Source organism: Kocuria palustris, from assembly GCF_007666205.1.
GTDB classification, from domain to species: Bacteria; Actinomycetota; Actinomycetes; order Actinomycetales; family Micrococcaceae; genus Kocuria; species Kocuria palustris_A.
Genome location: NZ_VDOR01000006.1, coordinates 28,722 through 47,392, shown reverse-complemented (window position 1 = coordinate 47,392; position 18,671 = coordinate 28,722). Strand labels below are relative to the sequence as shown.

Annotated in this window: 16 protein-coding genes; 7 read left to right on the top strand and 9 right to left on the bottom strand. The window is 72.5% G+C overall.

What is annotated here, in order from left to right; all coding sequences use genetic code 11:
* Positions 1-17 precede the first annotated feature (17 nt).
* Positions 18-290 (top strand): putative acetyltransferase, encoded by a 273-nt coding sequence (locus tag FSY66_RS07535; RefSeq protein WP_222115521.1) that lies wholly within the window; start codon positions 18-20, stop codon positions 288-290.
* On the opposite strand, the gene FSY66_RS07530 is transcribed toward FSY66_RS07535, so the two are convergent.
* Genes FSY66_RS07530 through typA form a run of 3 tightly spaced genes read right to left on the bottom strand, consistent with a single transcriptional unit; the run spans position 247 to position 3,687 of the window.
* Positions 247-795 carry a hypothetical protein gene (locus FSY66_RS07530; RefSeq protein ID WP_144793068.1) on the bottom strand — a complete coding sequence of 183 codons (549 nt, stop codon included), beginning with the start codon at positions 793-795 and terminating at the stop codon, positions 247-249. The genes FSY66_RS07535 and FSY66_RS07530 overlap by 44 nt on opposite strands.
* Positions 792-1,793, bottom strand: a complete 1,002-nt coding sequence (locus FSY66_RS07525) for a PIG-L family deacetylase (RefSeq protein ID WP_260853570.1) — start codon at positions 1,791-1,793, stop codon at positions 792-794. Before FSY66_RS07525 ends, FSY66_RS07530 begins: the two co-directional genes overlap by 4 nt.
* A complete protein-coding gene (gene typA, locus FSY66_RS07520) occupies positions 1,786-3,687 on the bottom strand; it encodes a translational GTPase TypA (protein ID WP_144793065.1) in 1,902 nt (633 codons plus the stop codon). The genes FSY66_RS07525 and typA overlap by 8 nt, the downstream gene beginning before the upstream one ends.
* A gap of 473 nt (positions 3,688-4,160) precedes the next feature.
* Here typA and FSY66_RS07515 point away from each other — a divergent pair, with 473 nt between their 5' ends.
* Positions 4,161-5,159, top strand: a complete 999-nt coding sequence (locus FSY66_RS07515) for a hypothetical protein (protein WP_144793061.1) — start codon at positions 4,161-4,163, stop codon at positions 5,157-5,159.
* 48 nt (positions 5,160-5,207) lie between these two features.
* On the opposite strand, the gene FSY66_RS12590 is transcribed toward FSY66_RS07515, so the two are convergent.
* Positions 5,208-5,348, bottom strand: coding sequence for a hypothetical protein (locus tag FSY66_RS12590; protein WP_186304497.1), 141 nt, complete (start codon positions 5,346-5,348; stop codon positions 5,208-5,210).
* Between the two features lie 366 nt (positions 5,349-5,714).
* Positions 5,715-6,803: a nitronate monooxygenase gene (locus FSY66_RS07510; protein ID WP_260853568.1), complete on the bottom strand. Its 1,089-nt coding sequence runs from the start codon at positions 6,801-6,803 to the stop codon at positions 5,715-5,717.
* A gap of 81 nt (positions 6,804-6,884) precedes the next feature.
* Between FSY66_RS07510 and FSY66_RS07505 the strand changes: the two genes are divergently transcribed.
* From FSY66_RS07505 to FSY66_RS07485, 5 genes are all read left to right on the top strand, one after another.
* Positions 6,885-7,646, top strand: a complete 762-nt coding sequence (locus FSY66_RS07505) for a TSUP family transporter (protein ID WP_144793058.1) — start codon at positions 6,885-6,887, stop codon at positions 7,644-7,646.
* A 93-nt stretch (positions 7,647-7,739) separates the two neighbouring features.
* Positions 7,740-8,573 (top strand): ABC transporter ATP-binding protein, encoded by an 834-nt coding sequence (locus FSY66_RS07500; protein ID WP_260853567.1) that lies wholly within the window; start codon positions 7,740-7,742, stop codon positions 8,571-8,573.
* Positions 8,573-10,924: an FtsX-like permease family protein gene (locus FSY66_RS07495; RefSeq protein ID WP_144793055.1), complete on the top strand. Its 2,352-nt coding sequence runs from the start codon at positions 8,573-8,575 to the stop codon at positions 10,922-10,924. Before FSY66_RS07500 ends, FSY66_RS07495 begins: the two co-directional genes overlap by 1 nt.
* A gap of 49 nt (positions 10,925-10,973) precedes the next feature.
* Positions 10,974-12,350, top strand: coding sequence for a sensor histidine kinase (locus FSY66_RS07490; protein WP_186304496.1), 1,377 nt, complete (start codon positions 10,974-10,976; stop codon positions 12,348-12,350).
* Positions 12,347-13,018 carry a response regulator gene (locus FSY66_RS07485; protein WP_144793049.1) on the top strand — a complete coding sequence of 224 codons (672 nt, stop codon included), beginning with the start codon at positions 12,347-12,349 and terminating at the stop codon, positions 13,016-13,018. Before FSY66_RS07490 ends, FSY66_RS07485 begins: the two co-directional genes overlap by 4 nt.
* Before the next feature lie 90 nt (positions 13,019-13,108).
* On the opposite strand, the gene FSY66_RS07480 is transcribed toward FSY66_RS07485, so the two are convergent.
* The 4 genes from FSY66_RS07480 to FSY66_RS07465 form a co-directional block, all read right to left on the bottom strand.
* The gene (locus FSY66_RS07480) at positions 13,109-14,758 is read right to left on the bottom strand and encodes a dipeptide ABC transporter ATP-binding protein (protein ID WP_144793300.1); all 1,650 of its coding nucleotides are present in this window, start codon (positions 14,756-14,758) and stop codon (positions 13,109-13,111) included.
* A gap of 143 nt (positions 14,759-14,901) precedes the next feature.
* Entirely contained in the window at positions 14,902-15,939 is a 1,038-nt protein-coding gene (locus FSY66_RS07475; RefSeq protein WP_396350886.1) for an ABC transporter permease, read from the bottom strand.
* Positions 15,932-16,858 carry an ABC transporter permease gene (locus FSY66_RS07470; protein WP_144793046.1) on the bottom strand — a complete coding sequence of 309 codons (927 nt, stop codon included), beginning with the start codon at positions 16,856-16,858 and terminating at the stop codon, positions 15,932-15,934. The genes FSY66_RS07475 and FSY66_RS07470 overlap by 8 nt, the downstream gene beginning before the upstream one ends.
* Positions 16,859-17,005: 147 nt before the next feature.
* Complete coding sequence (locus tag FSY66_RS07465; protein ID WP_260853566.1) at positions 17,006-18,487, bottom strand: peptide ABC transporter substrate-binding protein; 1,482 nt, start codon at positions 18,485-18,487, stop codon at positions 17,006-17,008.
* Positions 18,488-18,671: the final 184 nt, after the last annotated feature.

The following is an 18,671-nucleotide window of genomic DNA, read 5'->3' as shown; positions in this document are numbered from 1 at the left end:
CGGCTAGGGTGAGGGCCATGACAGCGCCCGAGCACTCCGACCCCGCGCGGCGCACCGCCCTGGAGCGGCTCGCGCGGCTGCCCGCAGGCACGAGGGTCACCGTGCGCTACGCGCTGCCGACCGGGGATGCCTCCGGGAAGGGCCGCACCGACGCGATCGGGACCCTGCGGGAGCGCTCCGACGACGATCCCGCGGCCGTCGTGCTCGACACCCGCGGCGGGCCGGTGCGGATCCCGCTCGCGGACGTCAGGCTCGCCCGGCAGGTCCCTCCGCCGGCGCCGCGGCGCTGACGCGCTCGGAGGCCTCCCGCGTCTCCCGGGCGACGTCCTCGTCGGCGGCCTGCCGGGCGGCGGCCCGCCGCCGCTGCCGCCACCAGCGGCCCACGAGGACCACCGAGAGCAGCGTGACCACCAGGATGCCGCCGAACCACAGGAGCCCGGAGATCCCGATCGCGGATCCGGGGCTCATCACCACCAGCGGCGAGTCCGGCCGACCGAAGGCCAGCACGAAGGCCGCGGCGTAGGCCACGATCCCCGGCACCGCCGAGGCCCAGATGCGGCGGGTGGTCGTGCCCGACCACACCGACAGGCTCAGCAGCAGGGCCAGGGCCAGCACCGCGCCCCACGGGATCCAGAGATGCCCGCCCAGGCGCAGGATGTTCCCGTGCACGACCGTGCCCAGGATGCCGGCCAGCAGCCCGCTCACGACCGAGACGACCGCCGAGACGGGCACGCTGGCGACGTCGACCGGCGAGCGCCCACGCGCCCGGGCCTGCGGATCCCGGCTTTCCCTCACGCCCGCCCGCCGTCCTCGGCGCTGCCCGCCGCGGCCGGCTCCGCCAGGTGCGAGGCGAAGCCCCGGACCAGCCGGTACGTCTCGGCCTCGGGGATGCGCTGGGGCACCCGGTTCGAGAGCTCGTAGGCCGGATCGGCGGGGTCGTCCCCCGTCTCGATCTGGGTCGCGTGGGCGCGCATGGCGGCGTGCCGTGCGGCGCGGGAGCGCTCGTCGGCCCGGATCACGGCCTGGGGGCGCTCATCGGCCGGGTCGGGCGCGGCCTCGATCGCCCACACGAGCGGCACCGTCCAGTCCGGCTGATCGGGGGCCTCCTGCGCGGCCAGCTCGAGCGCGCGCAGCAGGACCTGCGCGGTGCGCACGTGGTCGGGATGGCCGTAGCCGCCGTCGTCGTCGTAGGTCAGGGCCGCATGCGGACGGATCTCGCGGATCGCGGCCGCCGCGTGCGCGGCCGCCTGGTCCAGGGGCGCGGCCGTCAGGGCCTGCGGGGAGACATCGGGAGCCGGCTGAGCGCGGCCGTCATCGCCCCAGGACATCCCGGAGTCCATGAAGCGGTCGCCGCCCCCGGGGAAGCCTGCCCGCGGATCGAGGGCCGGGGGCTGCCCCGCGTAGACCCGGTGCTGCACGCCCAGAGCGCGGCAGGCCTCGGCCAGCTCGTGCTCGCGGTGCGCCCCGAGCTCGGTGCCGTCGTCGTGGTTGTCCGGGTGCCCCACCTCGAGCCGGGCCAGGCGCGGGACCATGACCTCCCCGCGCTCCCCGCGGGTCATCGTGAGCAGATGCACGTCCGTCCCGGCCGCGGCCAGCGAGGCCAGGGCGAGTCCGGAGGCCAGCGTCTCGTCGTCGGGATGCGCGTGCACGGCCAGCACGCGCGCCTGCCCCGGGGCGATGTCCCGGGGCAGCAGCGAGCCGACGGCATCCGGGCGGATCAGGGTGCCGACGGCGGGGTACGACGGCGCAGAGGCCTCCCCCGGCGCCGTCGCCTCCCGGCTCCGGTCACGCACGATTGCGCTGGCGCGCCTGCTTCACGCGCTCGTTGGAGTCCAGGACCACCTTCCGGATGCGGATGGCCTCCGGGGTGACCTCGACGCACTCGTCCTCGCGGGCGAACTCGAGGCACTCCTCCAGCGTCATCTGCCGCGGCGGGGTGAGGTTCTCGAAGTTGTCGGCGGCGGCCGAGCGCATGTTGGTGAGCTTCTTCTCCTTGGTGATGTTCACCTCCATGTCATCGGCGCGCGCGTTCTCGCCGATGACCATGCCCTCGTAGACCTCCTCGGTGGGCTTCACGAAGATCGTGCCGCGCTCCTGGAGGTTGATCATGGCGAACGGGGTCGCCACGCCGGCGCGGTCGGAGATCATCGAGCCGTTGGTGCGGTACTCGATCGGGCCGAACCACGGCTCGAAGCCGTCGGAGTACGACGACGCGATGCCCGCGCCGCGGGTCTCGGTCATGAACGTCGTGCGGAAGCCGATCAGGCCGCGGGCCGGGACGACGAACTCCATGCGCACCCAGCCGGTGCCGTGGTTCGTCATGGTCTCCATGCGGCCCTTGCGGGTGGCCATGATCTGCGTGATCGCGCCCAGGAACTCGTCCGGGGTGTCGATCGTCATGCGCTCGACCGGCTCGTGGACCTTGCCGTCGATCTCGCGGGTGACCACCTGGGGCTTGCCCACGGTCAGCTCGAAGCCCTCGCGGCGCATCTGCTCCACCAGGATCGACAGGGCGAGCTCGCCGCGGCCCTGGACCTCCCAGGCGTCGGGGCGCTCGGTCGGCAGCACGCGCAGCGACACGTTGCCCACGAGCTCCTTGTCCAGGCGGTCCTTGACCTGGCGGGCGGTGACCTTGGCGTTCTTGACGCGGCCGGCCATCGGCGAGGTGTTGATGCCGATGGTCATGGAGATCGCGGGGTCGTCGACCGTGATGACCGGCAGCGGCTTGGGGTTCTCCGGATCGGTCAGCGTCTCGCCGATCGTGATGTCCTCGATGCCCGCGACGGCCACGATCTCGCCGGGGCCGGCCGACTCGGCCGGGACGCGGTCCAGGCCCTTGGTGGCCAGCAGCTCGGAGATGCGCACGTTCTTGAGCGAGCCGTCCTTGCGCGCCCACGCCACGGTCTGGCCCTTCTTGAGCGTGCCCGAGAAGATGCGCAGCAGGGCCAGGCGCCCCAGGAACGGGGAGGCGTCGAGGTTGGTGACGTGGGCCTGCAGCACCCCGTCGTCCTCGTACGACGGCGCCGGGATGTGCTCCAGGATCGTCTTGAACAGCGGCTCGAGGTCCTCGCTGGCGGGCAGCTGGCCGTCGCCGGGGAACTCGGTATCGGCACGGCCGGCCTTGCCCGAGGCGTAGACCACCGGCACGTCCAGCACGGCGTCCAGGTCCATCTCCGGGTAGTCCTCGGCGATGTCCGAGGCCAGGCCCAGCAACAGATCCATCGTCTCGGAGACGACCTCCTCGGCGCGGGCGTCGGGCCGGTCGATCTTGTTGACGACCACGATCACCGGGAGCTTGGCCTCGAGGGCCTTGCGCAGCACGAAGCGGGTCTGCGGCAGCGGGCCCTCCGAGGCGTCCACGAGCAGCACGACGCCGTCGACCATGGACAGGCCGCGCTCGACCTCGCCGCCGAAGTCCGCGTGGCCCGGGGTGTCGATCACGTTGATCGTGATGACCTCGCCGTCGGCCGACGGCCCCTCGTAGAACACGGTGGTGTTCTTGGCGAGGATCGTGATGCCCTTCTCGCGCTCGAGGTCGCCCGAGTCCATGACGCGATCGGCGACCTCGCCGTGCTCGGCGAACGTGTTCGTCTGCCGGAGCATGGCGTCCACGATCGTGGTCTTGCCGTGGTCGACGTGGGCCACGATCGCGACGTTGCGGAGGTCGTTGCGCTGGGCAGTGCTCATACGAGTGCGGTCTCTCTTCAGACGATGGCGTGCGGCCGCCCTGCTGCCAGGACGGCGCTCGGTTGCGGCCGGTGCCGCGCGGGATGCGACGAGGGTCGCGGAAGTCCGTCGTGGAGTCTAGCGCGCGGGCGCAAGCCCTCCCGCTGCGAGTCGCGGACCTCACACGCCTGCAGCCCGCCGGGGGGGGGGCTTCCCGCCGCCCCTCCTCCCGCGACCGGCCGATTCCTCACCCCACCCCCCGCGACCGGCCGATTCCTCACCGATTCGCCGCTGAAACGGTGAGGAATCGGCCGGTCGCGGGGTGAGCAGTGATATTTCGGCCGCTCGATGCGCCGACGTCGTGGGCGCAAGCGACACACAAGGGCCCCGGCTCGGAGGCTCCACAGACGAGTCGACGACGCACGCGCGGGAGCCGCGCTCCCCGACGAGACCCGGCGGACGGCGGTGGTCGATATGACGCGCATCGTGTCCGCATGCCGCAGCGCCACCACACCCCCGAGGCTCTTGCCGACCGCGTCTTCACGCGCGGCGAGGCGATGTCGGCGGGTCTGAGCTCCCGGCAGCTGCGACACCCCCACTACGAGCGCATCGTCTCGGGCCTCTGGACGCCGCCGGATTCCGCACGGCCGCGGGCGTCGTCCGGGCCGAGCGCGTACGACGAGCTCAGCCGCCTCGTGCACGCCCAGCGCCTGGCCATGCCCGATCACGCGATCAGCCATCAGTCTGCGGCCCTGCTGTGGGGGTTCCGGCTGCCCCGTCGGCTCGAGCGCGCGTGGCCCCTCCACGTCACGCACATCCGGGGAGCGGAATCCGAGACCAGGGTGAAGCGCGCGGGCCTGGTCGGGCATCGGGCCACGAATCCGCTGCTGCTGACGACCGGTCCGCACGGCGCCCTGCTGACCGGGCCGACGCGGACTCTCGTGGACATCGCCGGGCGGCTCAGCGACATTGAGCTCATTGCGGCGGTCGACGGGGTGATCTGCGAGCACCGGCACGGGATCCGCGCGGGCCTGCCCGCCCTGCGCAGCCTCGCGCAGGTCCGCGACGACCTTCGTCAGCTGACCGGCACCCGGGGGACGCGACGAGTGCGCCGGGCCCTGGAACGCGCACGCGTCGGTGTCGATTCGGAGCCGGAGACCAGGCTGCGGCTGCTGCTCGAGGACCACGGCCTGCGCGGCTTCCGCACCGATCTCGAGCTGAGGAGCGCGGACGGCTGCGCCGTGCACCCCGATCTGGCCGACCCGGGGCTGCGCATCAGCCTGCAGTACGACGGCGCCCACCACGACGGGCAGGGTCAGCGCGAGCGCGATGTGCGACGTCAGCGCGCGACTCTTGGCAGCGGGTGGATCGAGATCCGGCTCACGGCACGTGACCTCGTGGAGTCCGAGCCCGTCGACGGGCAGCGTGTGCCGCGCGCAGTCGCCCTCGTTCTCCGGGCCGCTCGCAGCGACCGCCTCGGTCGCACCGGCTGATCTCGGGGGCGGCAGGACGACGGAGGGGCGGCCGACCGGGCGACCGGATCAGTCGCGTCGACGAGCCGCCACGAAGCCCTGCGGATGCTCCGCGGGCACGGGCTCGCGACGGATCGCCGCCGTCGTCGTCCATCCGGTGCGGTTCAGCACGTCGGTGATCTCATCCGGCCGGCGCGGGTGCTGCGGCATCGTATCCTCCGTGCCAGCAGGCACCTTCCGCCGCCGAGACGCCGGCCCGATGCCGCGATTCCCCGGCTCCCCACAGTGACCGCCCCTTCTGGATCCTGCTCACTTGCATCGACAGGCCGATTCCTCACCCCATCGGCCGCGAGTGGCCGCTTCGTCACCGTTTCAGCCGCGAAGCAGTGAGGAATCGGCCGCTCGCGAGCAGAGAGGTGAAGAATCGGCCACTCGCGAGGAGAGAAGTGAAGTAGCGGCCGCTCGCGGGAAAGGGGAGCGCGGAAAAGGCGAGGGCAAGGAGATCGGGGGCGGAAAGGGCGGGTCGAGGGCGGCAAGCGCGGCGGGGCAGGCGGAAGGCACGCAGGCACAGGCCCCTCAGAGGCCGCGGAACTCGGCCACGATCTCCGCCGCGGGCCTCGGGCGGCAGGCCGCGAAGCCCGTGCCCGCCCACAGATGCACCAGCTCGGTCCTGCCGGCCTCGGCGGCCGCCTTGCGGATGGGCGAGGACATCGTGTTGATCTGCGGATACCCGGCGATCTCGTGCTCGGCCATCGCCTCCGTGTACGCGGTGGCCAGGGCACGGGCGGGACGTCCCGAGAAGGCCCGGGTCACCGTCGTGCGCGACGACGACGGGTCCGCCGCGGCGGCCAGCAGCGCCTCGCGGTGGGTCCGGCTCGTGCCGGCCTCGTCGGCGACCGCGAACAGGGTCCCCACCTGCACGGCGGCGGCTCCGGCGGCGAGCACCCGAGCAGCCTCGGCGGGCGAGCCGATCCCGCCGGCGGCGATCACGGGCAGCTCGGGACGGGTCGACGACAGCGCCGAGAGCGCATCGCCCAGCAGCTCCAACAGCGGCGTCTCTCCCGGAACGGCGTCCTGGGCCAGGGTGAAGCGGTGCCCGCCGGCGTCGGCGCCCTGCAGGACGAGTGCGTCGGGATCGCACGAGGCGGCGCGCACCGCCTCCTCCGCCGAGGACACCGACAGCAGCACCGCGGTCCCGGCCTCCTGCAGCGCCCGGATCGCGGCCGTCGGCGGCAGCCCGAAGGTGAAGCTCACGACCGGGACGGGATCGGCCACGAGCAGCGCGATCTTCTCGTCCCAGCCGTCGTCGGTGCACTCCGGGATCGGACGCTGCGCGGCCTGCGCCCCCAGCTGCTCGTCCAGCGCGGTGACGGCGCGGACCCACTGCTCCCGGAACCCGGCGAGCGCCTCGGGGTCGGTGGGCACCGGCTCGGGGGCGAAGACGTTGACGCCGAACAGACGTTCGGTATCGCGCAGCCCCTGGCGCACCGCTGCGATCTGCTCGGCCAGCGCTGCGGCGGTCCGGTATCCGCCCGCGAGCATTCCCAGCCCGCCGGCGCGCGACACCTCGATCGCCAGCTCGGGGCTCGACGGTCCTCCGGCCATGGGCGCGGCGATGAGCGGGACCTCGAGATCGCTCAGGACGGAGGAGCGTGCGGACATCATGACGGGGCCTTCCTGACGAGTAGCCTGGCGCGTGATCGAACGTGCCGCTGATCACTCTAGGGGCCCGCCCATGGACGCACGATGCTGACCGACCTGCCGCTGGCGTCGGCGCTGCTGGCCGCGGCCTCGATCCTGGTGGGCTCGGCCCTGCAGCGGCTCTCGGGCACCGGGGTGGGTCTGGTGGTCACCCCCGTGCTGTCGCTGCTGCTCGGCCCGGTCTCCGGGGTCCTGATGACCAATGCGACCACCACGGTCTCCGGGTTCACCATCATGCTCTCGGTGCGCGATCGGGTGGACTGGCGCAAGGCGGGGATCGTCGTGGCCTCCGCGCTGCCGGGCGCCGTGGTCGGGGCGCTGCTGGTGCTCGTCCTGCCGGCGGCCTGGCTGCAGCTCGGCATCGGGCTTCTGGTGCTGCTCGCCCTCGGGCTCACGGTCGCCGTGCCGCAGCTGCCCCACGTCACCAGCCGGGCCGCGCTGCCGACGGCCGGTGCGATCGGCGGGCTGCTCAACACCACGGCGGGCGTGGCCGCGCCGGCCATGGTCATCGTCTCGCGCCTCACCCGCTGGGAGCAGCGGGCCTTCGCCGCGTCCCTGCAGCCCATCTTCATGTCGATGGGCCTGATGTCCGTGGTCCTCAAATCCGCCATGGGCGCCACCGGCGGACAGGGACTTCCCCCGTGGTGGGCCCTGCCCGTGGTGATCGCCCTGGTGCTGGGCGGCGTGCGGGCCGGGTCGGCCCTCGAGTCCCGGGTCCCCTCGGAGCGCGCCCGGACCCTCGCTCTGCTCATCGCCGGGCTGGGCGGCGCGGCCGCCGTGGTGAAGGGCGTGCTCGGCCTGCTCTGAGGCCCGCCGTCATACCCCGGGATGACTCGGCGGCACCCGCAGATGGGCCGCCCGTCCGATGCGCCGGGCCCGGGCGCGGAGCAGTCTTGGACCATGAGCACACGACACGACGGATCCGCACCCGCCGGACACATCCACCAGGCCATCCCGCACACCCCGTGGCAGGCCCCGCGCGAGCTCGCGGTCAGCGCTCGGAGCGTCTCCAAGACCTACGGCGACAGCGATCTCACGGTCACCGCCCTCGACAGCGTGTCCCTGGACATCGAGCGCGGGACCTTCACCGCGGTCGTGGGGCCGTCGGGCTCCGGGAAGTCCACGCTCGTCCACTGCCTGGCGGGCCTCGACTCCCCCGACCGCCGCCCGGAGACGAGCATCGTGGTGGGCGGACGCGACATCGTCTCCCTGCGCGACAAGGAGCTCACCGAGTTCCGCCGCGAGCACGTCGGCTTCGTCTTCCAGGCCTTCAACCTCGTCCCGGTGCTCACGGCCCGGCAGAACATCGAGCTGCCCCTGACCCTGGCCGGTCGCAGGCCCGACGAGCGGCTGCTGGGAGAGATCGCCGACGCCCTGGGCCTGACCGAGCGCCTCGATCACCGTCCCGACGAGCTCTCCGGAGGCCAGCAGCAGCGCGTGGCCATCGCCCGCGCCCTGATCACCGGCCCGGACGTGATCATCGCCGACGAGCCCACCGGCGCGCTCGACACCGACACCACGACCCAGGTCCTGCAGCTGCTGGCGGACACCGTGCACCAGCAGGGCCACACGGTCGTCGTGGTGACCCACGACCCCCGCGTGGCCGATTTCGCGGACCGGACGGTGCGCGTGCAGGACGGCGCGATCGTCTCCGACGAGCCCCGCGGCTCCCGCTCCGCGGGCCCGGTCCCCGCGGCCGCCGACGACGAGCGCCCGAGGGGAGGTGCGCGCTGATGCGCCGCATCGTCCTGAGCCGTCTGCGCCTCCAGTGGACGCGCTACGTCCTGATCCTGCTGGCGATCGCCGTCTCGGCCGCCTTCGCGACCGGATCGCTCATGCTGGGCACGACGATGACCCACTCGATGGTCTCGACCGTCTCCGACACCACCCGCAATGCCGACCTGGTCGTCTCCGAGGACTGGGAGGCGCAGTCCGCGGAGGTCGAGTCTGCCGAGGCCGAGTCCGCGGAGGGCGATCCCGGTCAGGGCGCACCTGCCGGCTCCGGCGTCCCCGACCCCTCCGATCCGGCGACCCTGTACGGGGAGGACTACCTCTCCGTGGGCGAGGCGCAGTCGCTGCAGGACGTCGACGGCGTGGCCTCCGCGTGGGCCTCCCCGGTCGTGGCCGTCGACGCCGCCGGCACCGGCGAGCCCCGGACGATGCACCTGGGCACCGCGCCCGAGGACCACGGCGTCTTCCCGTGGCAGATCGACGAGGGCGCCCTCCCCGAGGGCCCCGACGAGATCGCGCTGAACGTCGTCCGCGCCGAGCAGCTCGGGGTGGGCGTCGGCGACACCGTGCGCCTGGAGCCCCTGGAAGCGCAGGCCGGGGGGCCGCAGACCGCGGACTCCCCGGTCGAGCTGCCGACGGGAGACGGCGCGGAGGCCGTCGTCACCGGGATCGTCGGCGCCGAGAGCTCCTCGGACACCCAGGACGGCTGGATCTCCCCGGAGCTGAGCGGGACGCTCTCGCCGTTCGAGGCGGACCAGCTGCCCAGCGATGTCGCGATCCAGCTCGTCCTCGACGACGGCACCGACCCGGAGGCCGTGCGCGCGGACGTCCAGCAGCGGCTGGACGACCTCCCGGGCGATGCCGCCTACCAGGTGCAGACCCCGCAGGAGCTGACCGAGCAGGCGCTCGAGGACATGGCCGGCGCCACGGCCGGGCTCACCGCGTTCCTGCTGGCCTTCGCCCTGCTGGCGGTGCTCGTGGCCTTCCTGGTCATCACCACGACCTTCGGCGTCCTGACCGCCCAGCGCGCTCGCGAGCTCGCCCTGCTGCGCTGCCTGGGCGCCACCGGGTCCCAGATCCAGCGCTCGGTGCTGCTCGAGGCCCTCGTGCTGGGGCTCGTCTCCTCGGTGCTCGGGGTGGCCGCGGTCGTCGCCCTGGGCTTCGCGGTGGAGCCGCTCCTGCCGGCCTCTGCTCCCGTCGAGGTGGCGGTGGCGCCCGAGGACATCGCGGCGGGCCTGCTGATCGGCGTGCTCGTGACGGTGCTGGCCTCGCTCGGGCCCGCCCGCCGGGCCATGGGCGCCTCGCCGCTGGACGGCATGCGCGGATCGCGCCGTGCGGAGGGCATCCCCTGGGTGCGCTCCGGGCTGGGGCTGCTCGTCCTGGCGCCCTCGGCGATCGCCCTGGGCTGGGCCGCAGCCGTCCACGATCAGGCGATCGTGGGCATCCTGGGCGGCATCGGCGCGGGCGTGGGCCTGATCCTGACGTCGCGGCTGTGGATGCCCGCGATCGTCGGGGCGATCGGACGGATCCTGCCCGGCGGCGTGCCGTCGCGGCTGGCGGCCGCGAACGCGACCCGCCACAGGTCCCGGACCACGACGACGGCCACCGCCCTGCTGATCGGCATCACGCTCGTGACGACCGTGCTGACCGGGCACGCCGTGGCGCAGAAGTCGGTGCTCGACGACCTCGACCGCTCCCTGCCCGTCGATGTCGCGATCGAGCAGACCGTGGACGACGTCGCCCTGCAGGAGATCCGGGACGTCCCGTCGGTCATCTCTACCGAGCAGTCCGGCGGCACGGTCGAGATCGACCTGGAGCGCGGCCTCGGCGGCGCCGAGACCGCGGCGGCCGCGCAGGAGATCGCCGAGGTCGTCGGGCTCACGGGCGCGGAGGCCCAGCAGATCGCGGCGAACGGCATGCAGAAGGCGGTGTACGTCGACATCCTCGACGTCATGCTGTGGGTGGCCCTGGGGCTGCTGGCCGCTGCCGTGGGGGTCTCGGTCCTCGGCATCACCTCGACGATGTCGCTGTCCGTGCTGGAGCGCACCCGCGAGAACTCGCTGCTGCGGGCCCTGGGGCTCTCGCGCCGCCAGCTCGGCGCCCTGATCCGCCGGGAGGCTCTGGTCATCGCGGCGGCGGCCGGCGCGGCCGGCGTCGTGGCGGGATGGCTGCTCGGAACGGGCGTGGTCTCGGCGATGGTCACGGAGACCATCCCCGTGGCGATCACGGTCCCGTGGGGCGGGCTGGCAGCCGTGGCGCTGGGAGTCCTGGCCGTGGCGCTCGTCTCCTCGGCGCTGCCGGCCCGGCGCGCCACCCGGGTCCCGCCGGTCGAGGGGCTCTCCGCCCTGGACTGAGATGCTGGGGCGGAGGCGACGCTGCGGAGCAGCGGAAGGAGGTGGGCGCATGCCGGCAGTCGAGGACACCCGGCGGTCGCTGCCGCACGTGCGCGCGGCCGGATGGCTCCAGGAGCATTCCGTCGCGGGCAATGCGATCATCGTGACGCTGCTGGCGCCCGTCCCCGTGCTGCTCTCGGCGGCCGCCGGGATCCATGTGCTCTTCCTGCTCGTCCTGCTCGTGCCGCTGTACCTGCGCGCGAGCCGCCCCGCGGCAGCCGCCTGCCTGTTCGCGGCGCTGATCCTGCTCGGCGCCGTCGTCCTGCGCGTATGGCCCTTCGCGATCGGCGTGTGGGCCGCCCCCTGGCTCATGCACGCCGTGGCGTCGCGGTGCCGGCGCCCGACGCGCCGCGGCGTGCTGGCGCTGGCCCTGCTGACCTGCTTGGTCTGCGCGCTGCTGTGGCCGCGCTGGTGGCTGAATCCCGCGCTCGACGGCACCGGCGTGCAGGTGCCGTTCGCCGACTGGCTCATCGGCGCCGTCGTCCTGCTGCTGCTCACCGCGCTGGTCATGATCGCCGCGCACCTGGCCGGCGATCTGCGGCGGACCACCCTGGAGCGCCGGCAGGCGGAGCTCGACCGGGCCGATGCGCTCGCCGAGAGGGCCCGGCGGCTCGAGGTCGAGCGCGATCAGGAGATCCGCCTGGCCGCCCACGACGAGCGCACGCGCATCGCCCGCGAGATGCACGACGTGGTGGCCCACTCCCTCTCCGTCGTGATCGCCCAGGCCGACGGCGCGCGCTATGCCGCCCGGTCCGACCCCGGGGCGGCCGAGATCGCGCTGGTCACGATCGCCGAGAGCGCCCGCGGCTCCCTGGCCGAGACCCGGCGCCTGCTGGGCGTGCTGCGCACCGACGAGCCGGCCGAGCGGGCGCCCGTCCCGGGGCTGGCGGACCTTCCGGAGCTGCTGGAGTCCGTGCGCGCGACCGGCCTGCCGATCCGCTGCCGGGGTCTCGACGAGATGCCGGAGCTGCCCTCCGGCGCCTCGCTGGCGATCTACCGGCTCGTCCAGGAGGCGCTGACCAACACGCTCAAGCACTCCCCCGGCGCGAGCGGGGCCGAGGTCGAGCTCCGGGCGGACGCCCGCGGCGCGGAGGCCGTCGTGAGCAGCGACGGCCTCGGGGCCTCCGGGCGGACGGCGGCCGGACGCGGTCACGGCGGACACGGGCTGCTGGGGCTGCGGGAGCGCTTCGAGCTCTACGGCGGATCGCTCGATGCGGGCCCGGATCCCCGCGACCCGACCCGCTGGGCGGTGCGCGGTCGGCTGCCGGGCGAGGCGCTGGCCCCCGAGCCCGTGTCGGCCGCCGAGGACGCCGGGGCTGCCGGGGCCCCCTGGGCCGCTGTCGAGCAGGCCGGCCCCGGCACCGACGACGAGAGGACAGAGTCATGAGCGAGCCCCTCCGCATCCTGCTGGTCGACGATCAGCCGCTCGTGCGCGGCGGCCTGGCCATGCTGATCCGCTCCCAGCCCGACCTGGAGGTGGTCGAGGAGGCGGGTGACGGGCAGGAGGCCGTCGCGGCCGTCGAGCGCCTGGCCGGAACGGGCCAGGAGCCCGACGTCGTGCTCATGGACATCCGCATGCCGCGCCTGGACGGCCTCGAGGCCACCCGGCGGATCCTGGCCCGGCGCCCCCGGCTGACGGTGGTCCTGCTGACGACCTTCGACCTGGACGAGTACGCGCTCGACGGGATCCGCGCCGGCGCCTCCGGCTTCCTGCTCAAGGACGCCCAGCCCGAGGAGCTGCTCGGCGCCCTGCGCACCTGCTCCCGCGGCGACGCGGTGATCGCGCCGTCGACCACGCAGCGGCTTCTGCGCCGGTTCATCGACCCGCCGCCGCGCGTCGTGGCCGACGACCCCCGGCTGAGCTCGCTCACCCCGCGGGAGCAGGAGGTCTTCGAGCTCGTGGGGCGGGGGCTGTCGAATCACGAGATCATGGCCGCGCTCGTGCTCTCCGAGGCCACGGTCAAGACCCATGTCTCCCGAGTGCTGGCCAAGACGGGCGCACGGGATCGCGTGCAGGCCGTCGTGCTGGCCCACGAGCTCGGGGTGGTCGGCTGAAGGCCCCGCCCGCGAGGGGGCAGGACGAGGGCCCCGTCATCGGCCCGGCAGGGGACGTCGACGGGGCCCGTCGCGCGGCGGGCCGTCGCCTCAGACCTCCAGCAGGTCCTTGCCCGGGATCGCGTCGAGCAGCCGCCGGGTGTAGTCCTGCTGCGGGTGCTCGAAGACGGACTCGACCGTCCCGGTCTCCACGAGCCGGCCCTTCTCCATGACGCAGACGTCGTGGGCGATCTCGCGCACCACCGCCAGGTCGTGGGTGATGAAGAGGTAGGTCAGGCCCAGCTCCTCCTGCAGCCGGCCGAGCAGCTGCAGGACCTGCTCCTGGACGAGCACGTCCAGGGCCGAGACGGCCTCGTCGCACACCACGATCTCCGGATCCAGGGCCAGCGCGCGGGCGATCGCCACGCGCTGGCGCTGGCCGCCCGAGAGCTCGTTCGGGTACCGATCGCCGAGCTGCCGGGGCAGGGCCACGCGATCCAGCAGGTCGTGGACCTTGGCGCGCCGGGAGGCGGTGTCGCCCACCCTGTGCACCTTCAGGGGCTCCTCGATGCAGCGGAAGACGCTGCGCATGGGATCCAGCGAGCCGTAGGGGTCCTGGAAGATCGGCTGCACCTTGCGCCGGTAGTCGAACCACTGGCGCCCCTTGAACCCGCTGATGTCCTTCCCGTCCACGGTCACGGTCCCGGCGGTGATGTCCTCCAGGCCCAGCAGCATCTTGGCGATCGTCGACTTGCCCGAGCCGGACTCCCCCACGATCGCGGTCGTGCGGCCGCGCCGCACGCTGAACGAGACGTCGTCCACCGCGCGGAACGCGGAGGACCGGCCCCACGAGCCGCGGGTCCTGTACTCCTTGACCAGATCCCGAACCTGGATGAGCTCCGGGGCGCCGCTGTCGACGTCGGCCGCGAGATCATCCGGGCTCAGCGAGGGCACCGCCGCCACGAGCTCCTTGGTGTACGGGTGCTGCGGGTCGCGCAGCAGGCTCAGCGCCGGGCCCGACTCGACCACGCGGCCCTTCTGCATCACGACCACCCGGTCCGCGCGCTCGGCGGCCAGGCCGAGGTCGTGGGTGATCAGCAACACGGCGGTGCCGAGCTCGTCGGTGAGCCGGTCCAGGTGATCCAGGATCTGGCGCTGCACGGTGACGTCGAGCGCGGACGTGGGCTCGTCGGCGATCAGCAGCTGGGGCCGGCACGAGAGCCCGATGGCGATCAGCGCGCGCTGGCGCATGCCTCCGGAGAACTCGTGCGGGTACTGCTTCATGCGCCGCTCGGCGTCCGGCAGGCCGGCCTCCTCGAGGGCGCGGATCACGTCGGCGTCCCCGTGGGGCTTGTCATTGGCCTTGAGCGTCTCGCGGACCTGCGCTCCGATGGTCCACACCGGGTTGAGATTCGACATCGGGTCCTGCGGGACCATGCCGATCTGCGAGCCGCGCAGGGCCTCGAGCCGCTTGGCCGACGGATGGGTGATGTCCTCCCCGTCGAAGAGGATCTGCCCCGATGACACGCGCCCGTTCGAGGCCAGCAGCCCGATGGCCGCCAGCGCCGAGGTGGACTTGCCCGAGCCGGACTCCCCCACGATGGCCACGGTCTCTCCGCGCATCACGCGGATGTCGGCGTCGGCCACGGCCTGGACGTCGCCGGTGCCCGTCCTGAAGGTGATGCCGACGCCCCTCATCTCCAGCAGCGGCGTCTGTCCGTGCTGGCGCTCGCGGCTGTCGACGGTGTCCGCGTGGAGCATGTCGAAGGCCTTGAGGCTGACCATCCGGCCCGTGCGGGTCAGCGGCTCCTGCCCGGGAGCCCACGGCCCCTGGGTCTCGGCGCGATGCCGACCGGTGCCGCCGTCGGCCGCGCCGCCGTGCTCGGGGCTGTTCGCCGAGGTGCTCACTTGGTCCTCCCCTTGGGGTCGAGGGCGTCGCGCAGCGAGTCGCCCAGCATGATGAAGCTCAGCACGGTGATGGAGAGCATGAGCGAGGGCCAGAACAGCGTCTCGGGGTTGGTGCGCAGCTGCGGGCGCGCCGCCGAGATGTCGTTGCCCCAGGAGATGGCCTCCGCGGGCAGCCCGATGCCCAGGAAGGACAGCGTGGACTCGGCCACGATGAACGTGCCCAGCGAGATCGTGGCGATCACGATCACGGGCCCGGCGGCATTGGGCAGGACGTGCTTGAACAGGATGCCGAAGCGGCCCATGCCCAGCGACCGGGCCGCGGTCACGAAGTCGGCATTGCGCACCGCGATCACCGAGCTGCGGGTGATGCGCGCGATCGACGGCCACCCGAAGATCACGAGCGTCAGGGCCAGGGTGGCCACGCCCCGGTTCTCGCGCATGACCGGGACCTGCATCAGCACGATCGCGCCCAGGATCAGCGGCAGCGCGAAGAAGATGTCCATGCAGCGGGAGATGATCGCGTCCACCCAGCCGCCGAAGTAGCCGGCGAGGGCGCCCAGCAGGCCGCCGATGATCACGACGCCGAGCGTGGCGCCGAAGCCCACGAGCACGGACGGGCCGGTGCCGTGGACCACGCGGGCCAGGATGTCGCAGCCCTGGTTGGTGAAGCCCAGCGGGTGACCGGGGGCCGGGCCGCCGTTGGAGTTCGACAGCTCGCACCCGGCGGTCGGCGAGGCGGAGGTGAACACCCCGGGGAACGCGGCGACGAACAGCACGAAGAGCATCAGCAGCGCCGAGACGAGGAAGATCGGATTGCGGCGCAGGGACGACCAGGCATCGCGCCACAGGCTCGAGGGCTTTCCCTCGAGCTGCTGCTCGATCCCCGCTCGGCCCTGCTCCTCCGCGATCGGGGCGACGAAGTGATCCGGCAGGTGCACCTCGTGCGAGCCCATGACCCGCGGCGAGGGGTCCAGGGTCTCGTGCGCAGCGCCCCGCGTCAGGTCCGGGGTCTGGTTCTGGGTCGGCTCAGGCATATCGGATCCTCGGGTCGAGCACGGCGTAGAGCAGATCGACGACCAGGTTGGTGATCAGGAAGATGACCACCACGAGGGTCACGATCGACACGACCATGGCCCCGTCGCCCAGGTTGATGGCGGAGTAGAGCTGATTGCCGATGCCGTTGACGTTGAAGATGGACTCGGTGACGATCGCGCCTCCCATCAGGGCCCCCAGGTCCGCGCCCAGGAAGGTCACGACCGGGATCAGGGAGTTGCGCAGCACATGGACCTGGATCACCCGGCGCCGCGGCAGGCCCTTGGCGGTGGCGGTGCGCACGTGGTCCGACTCGCGGTTCTCCGCGACCGAGTTGCGGGTCAGCCGCAGGACGTAGGCGAAGGACATCGCCCCGAGGACCAGGGCCGGGAGGATGAGCTCGTTGAGCGGGGCCCCTCCGGAGACCGTCGGTCTGGCCAGGCCGAAGTGGATGCCGATCACGTACTGCGCCACGAAGGCCAGCACGAACACGGGCACCGCGATCACGAGCAGCGAGACGACCAGCAGCACCGAGTCGATCCAGCTCCCCTTGCGCATCCCGGCGATCACGCCGAAGAGGATGCCGAAGACGGCCTCGAAGATCACGGCCAGCACGGCCAGCTTGATCGTGGTGGGGAACGTCTCGGCGATGACGGACAGGATCGGCCGCCCGGAGAAGTTCTCCCCCAGGTCGAGGGTGACCACGCCCTTGAGGTAGAGCAGGAACTGGACCAGGAACGGCTTGTCCAGGTTGTACTGCGCCTCGAGCGCGGCCTTGGTGGCCGGGGTGCAGCCCTTCTCGCCGCACAGCGCGGCGGTCGGGTCGCCGGAGGTGGCGAACATCAGGAAGTAGACGAGGAAGATGGCTCCCAGGAAGACCGGGATCATCTGGAGGAGGCGGCGGACGAGGTACCAGGCCATGTCAGCGGGCACCCCCCGTCGGGCGGAGTGGCCGGCGCGCCGGCGCGAGGTGGGTCATGATGCGTGGAGCTCCTGGAACGGTGCGGCTGAGGCGAGGGCGGGACGGGACCGGGGCGACTGAGCCGCCCCGGTCCGCTTCCTGCCGCCTCAGACCTTGGTGACCTGGGTGTAGTCGATCTCGCCGTTCCAGGTCAGCGCGACGTTGTCCACGTTCTCGCTGTAGCCGCTCCTGCGGTTCGGGTAGTACAGGGGGATCGCCGGCAGGTCCTCGAGCAGCATGTCGTCCGCCTCCAGGAACGCCGCGTTCGCCTCGTCGTCGCTGGGCGCCGCCAGGCCCTCCTTGAGCTTGTCGTCGAACTCGGGGTTCTCGTAGTGGGCGTCGTTCGACGACCCCTCGCTGGCGTACTGCGCCGAGAGGAAGTTGTAGAGCGACGGGTAGTCGGCCATCCAGCCCGAGCGGAAGGCCGACGTGAGCTTGCCGTCGTTGGCCTCGGTGCGCAGCTCCTTGAAGGTCGGGTACGACTTGCCGGCCGCCTCGATGCCGAGATTGTTCTTGATCATGTTGCAGACGGCGTCGACCCACTCCTTGTGGCCGCCGTCGGCGTTGTACGCGATCTCGAACGTGTCGCCGCTGTAGGGCTCCATGCCGTCGGCCTCGTCCCAGAGCCGCTTCGCCTCCTCCGCATCGAACTCGACGTTGCCCTTGTTCTGCAGGGCGTCCGCGTCGTAGCCGGCCACGACCGGCGAGGTGAAGTCCACGGCCGGGGTGTTCTGGCCCTTGAAGATCACCTCGATGAGCTCGTCGCGGTCGATCGCCTTCGAGATCGCCTGGCGGCGAAGCTTCCCGGCCTCTCCGGACCAGCCCTCGAGGTAGTACGGGATGCCGAAGGCGTAGTTGCCGGCGTACTCGCGATCGGCGAGCCGACCCGAGAGATCGCCGTCGGCGACCTCGATGTTGGAGGGCGGGATGGTGTCCAGCAGGTCCAGGTTGCCGGCCACGAGATCGGTGTAGCCCGCCTCGGCCGACTGGTAGATCTTGAAGGTCACGGCGTCGTTGGCCGCCGTGCTCGAGCCGTCGTAGTCCTCGTTCTTGACCAGGCGGATCTCCTGGTCGTGGGCCCAGGCGCCCTCGCCGTCCATCTTGTACGGACCCCAGCCCACGGGATTCTCGCCGAAGGCCTCCATGTCCTCGAAGGCGGACTCGGGCATGGGCGCGTAGGAGCTGTAGCCCAGGCGGTTGCCGAACGTGGAGTCCGGGGCCGACAGCGTGACCTCGAGCGTGGTGTCGTCGACGGCCTTGAGGCCCTTCATCTCCTCCTGCTCCGAGCCCTCGGCGGCGACGTCCTCGTAGCCGTCGATGGTCTCGAAGAAGTAGGAGCCCTGCTGCGCGTTCTTGGCGGCGGCGCCGTAGTTCCAGGAGTCCACGAAGCTCTGGGCCGTGATCGCCTCGCCGTTGGTGAAGGTCTTGTCCGGCTTGATCTTGATGGTCCACACGGTGTTGTCCTCGTTGGACTCGATCGACTCGGCCAGCTCGTTGACCGGCTCGGAGTTGTCGTCGTACGAGATGAGGCCCACGAAGATCAGGGTGACGATGCGCCCGCCGCCCTGCTCGGTCGTGTTGGTCGGCACCAGCGGGTTCTCGGGCTCGGTGCCGAAGGCCGTGATCGGCTCGCTCGAGCCGCCCCCCCTCCGTCCCCGCCCCCGCAGGCGGTCAGGACGAGGGCCGAGGCCGAGGTGAGGGCGAAGGCGCCGAGGAGGCCGCGGCGGGAGACGGAAGGGTTCATGGTGATCTCCTGATGTGGAAGCCGATGGG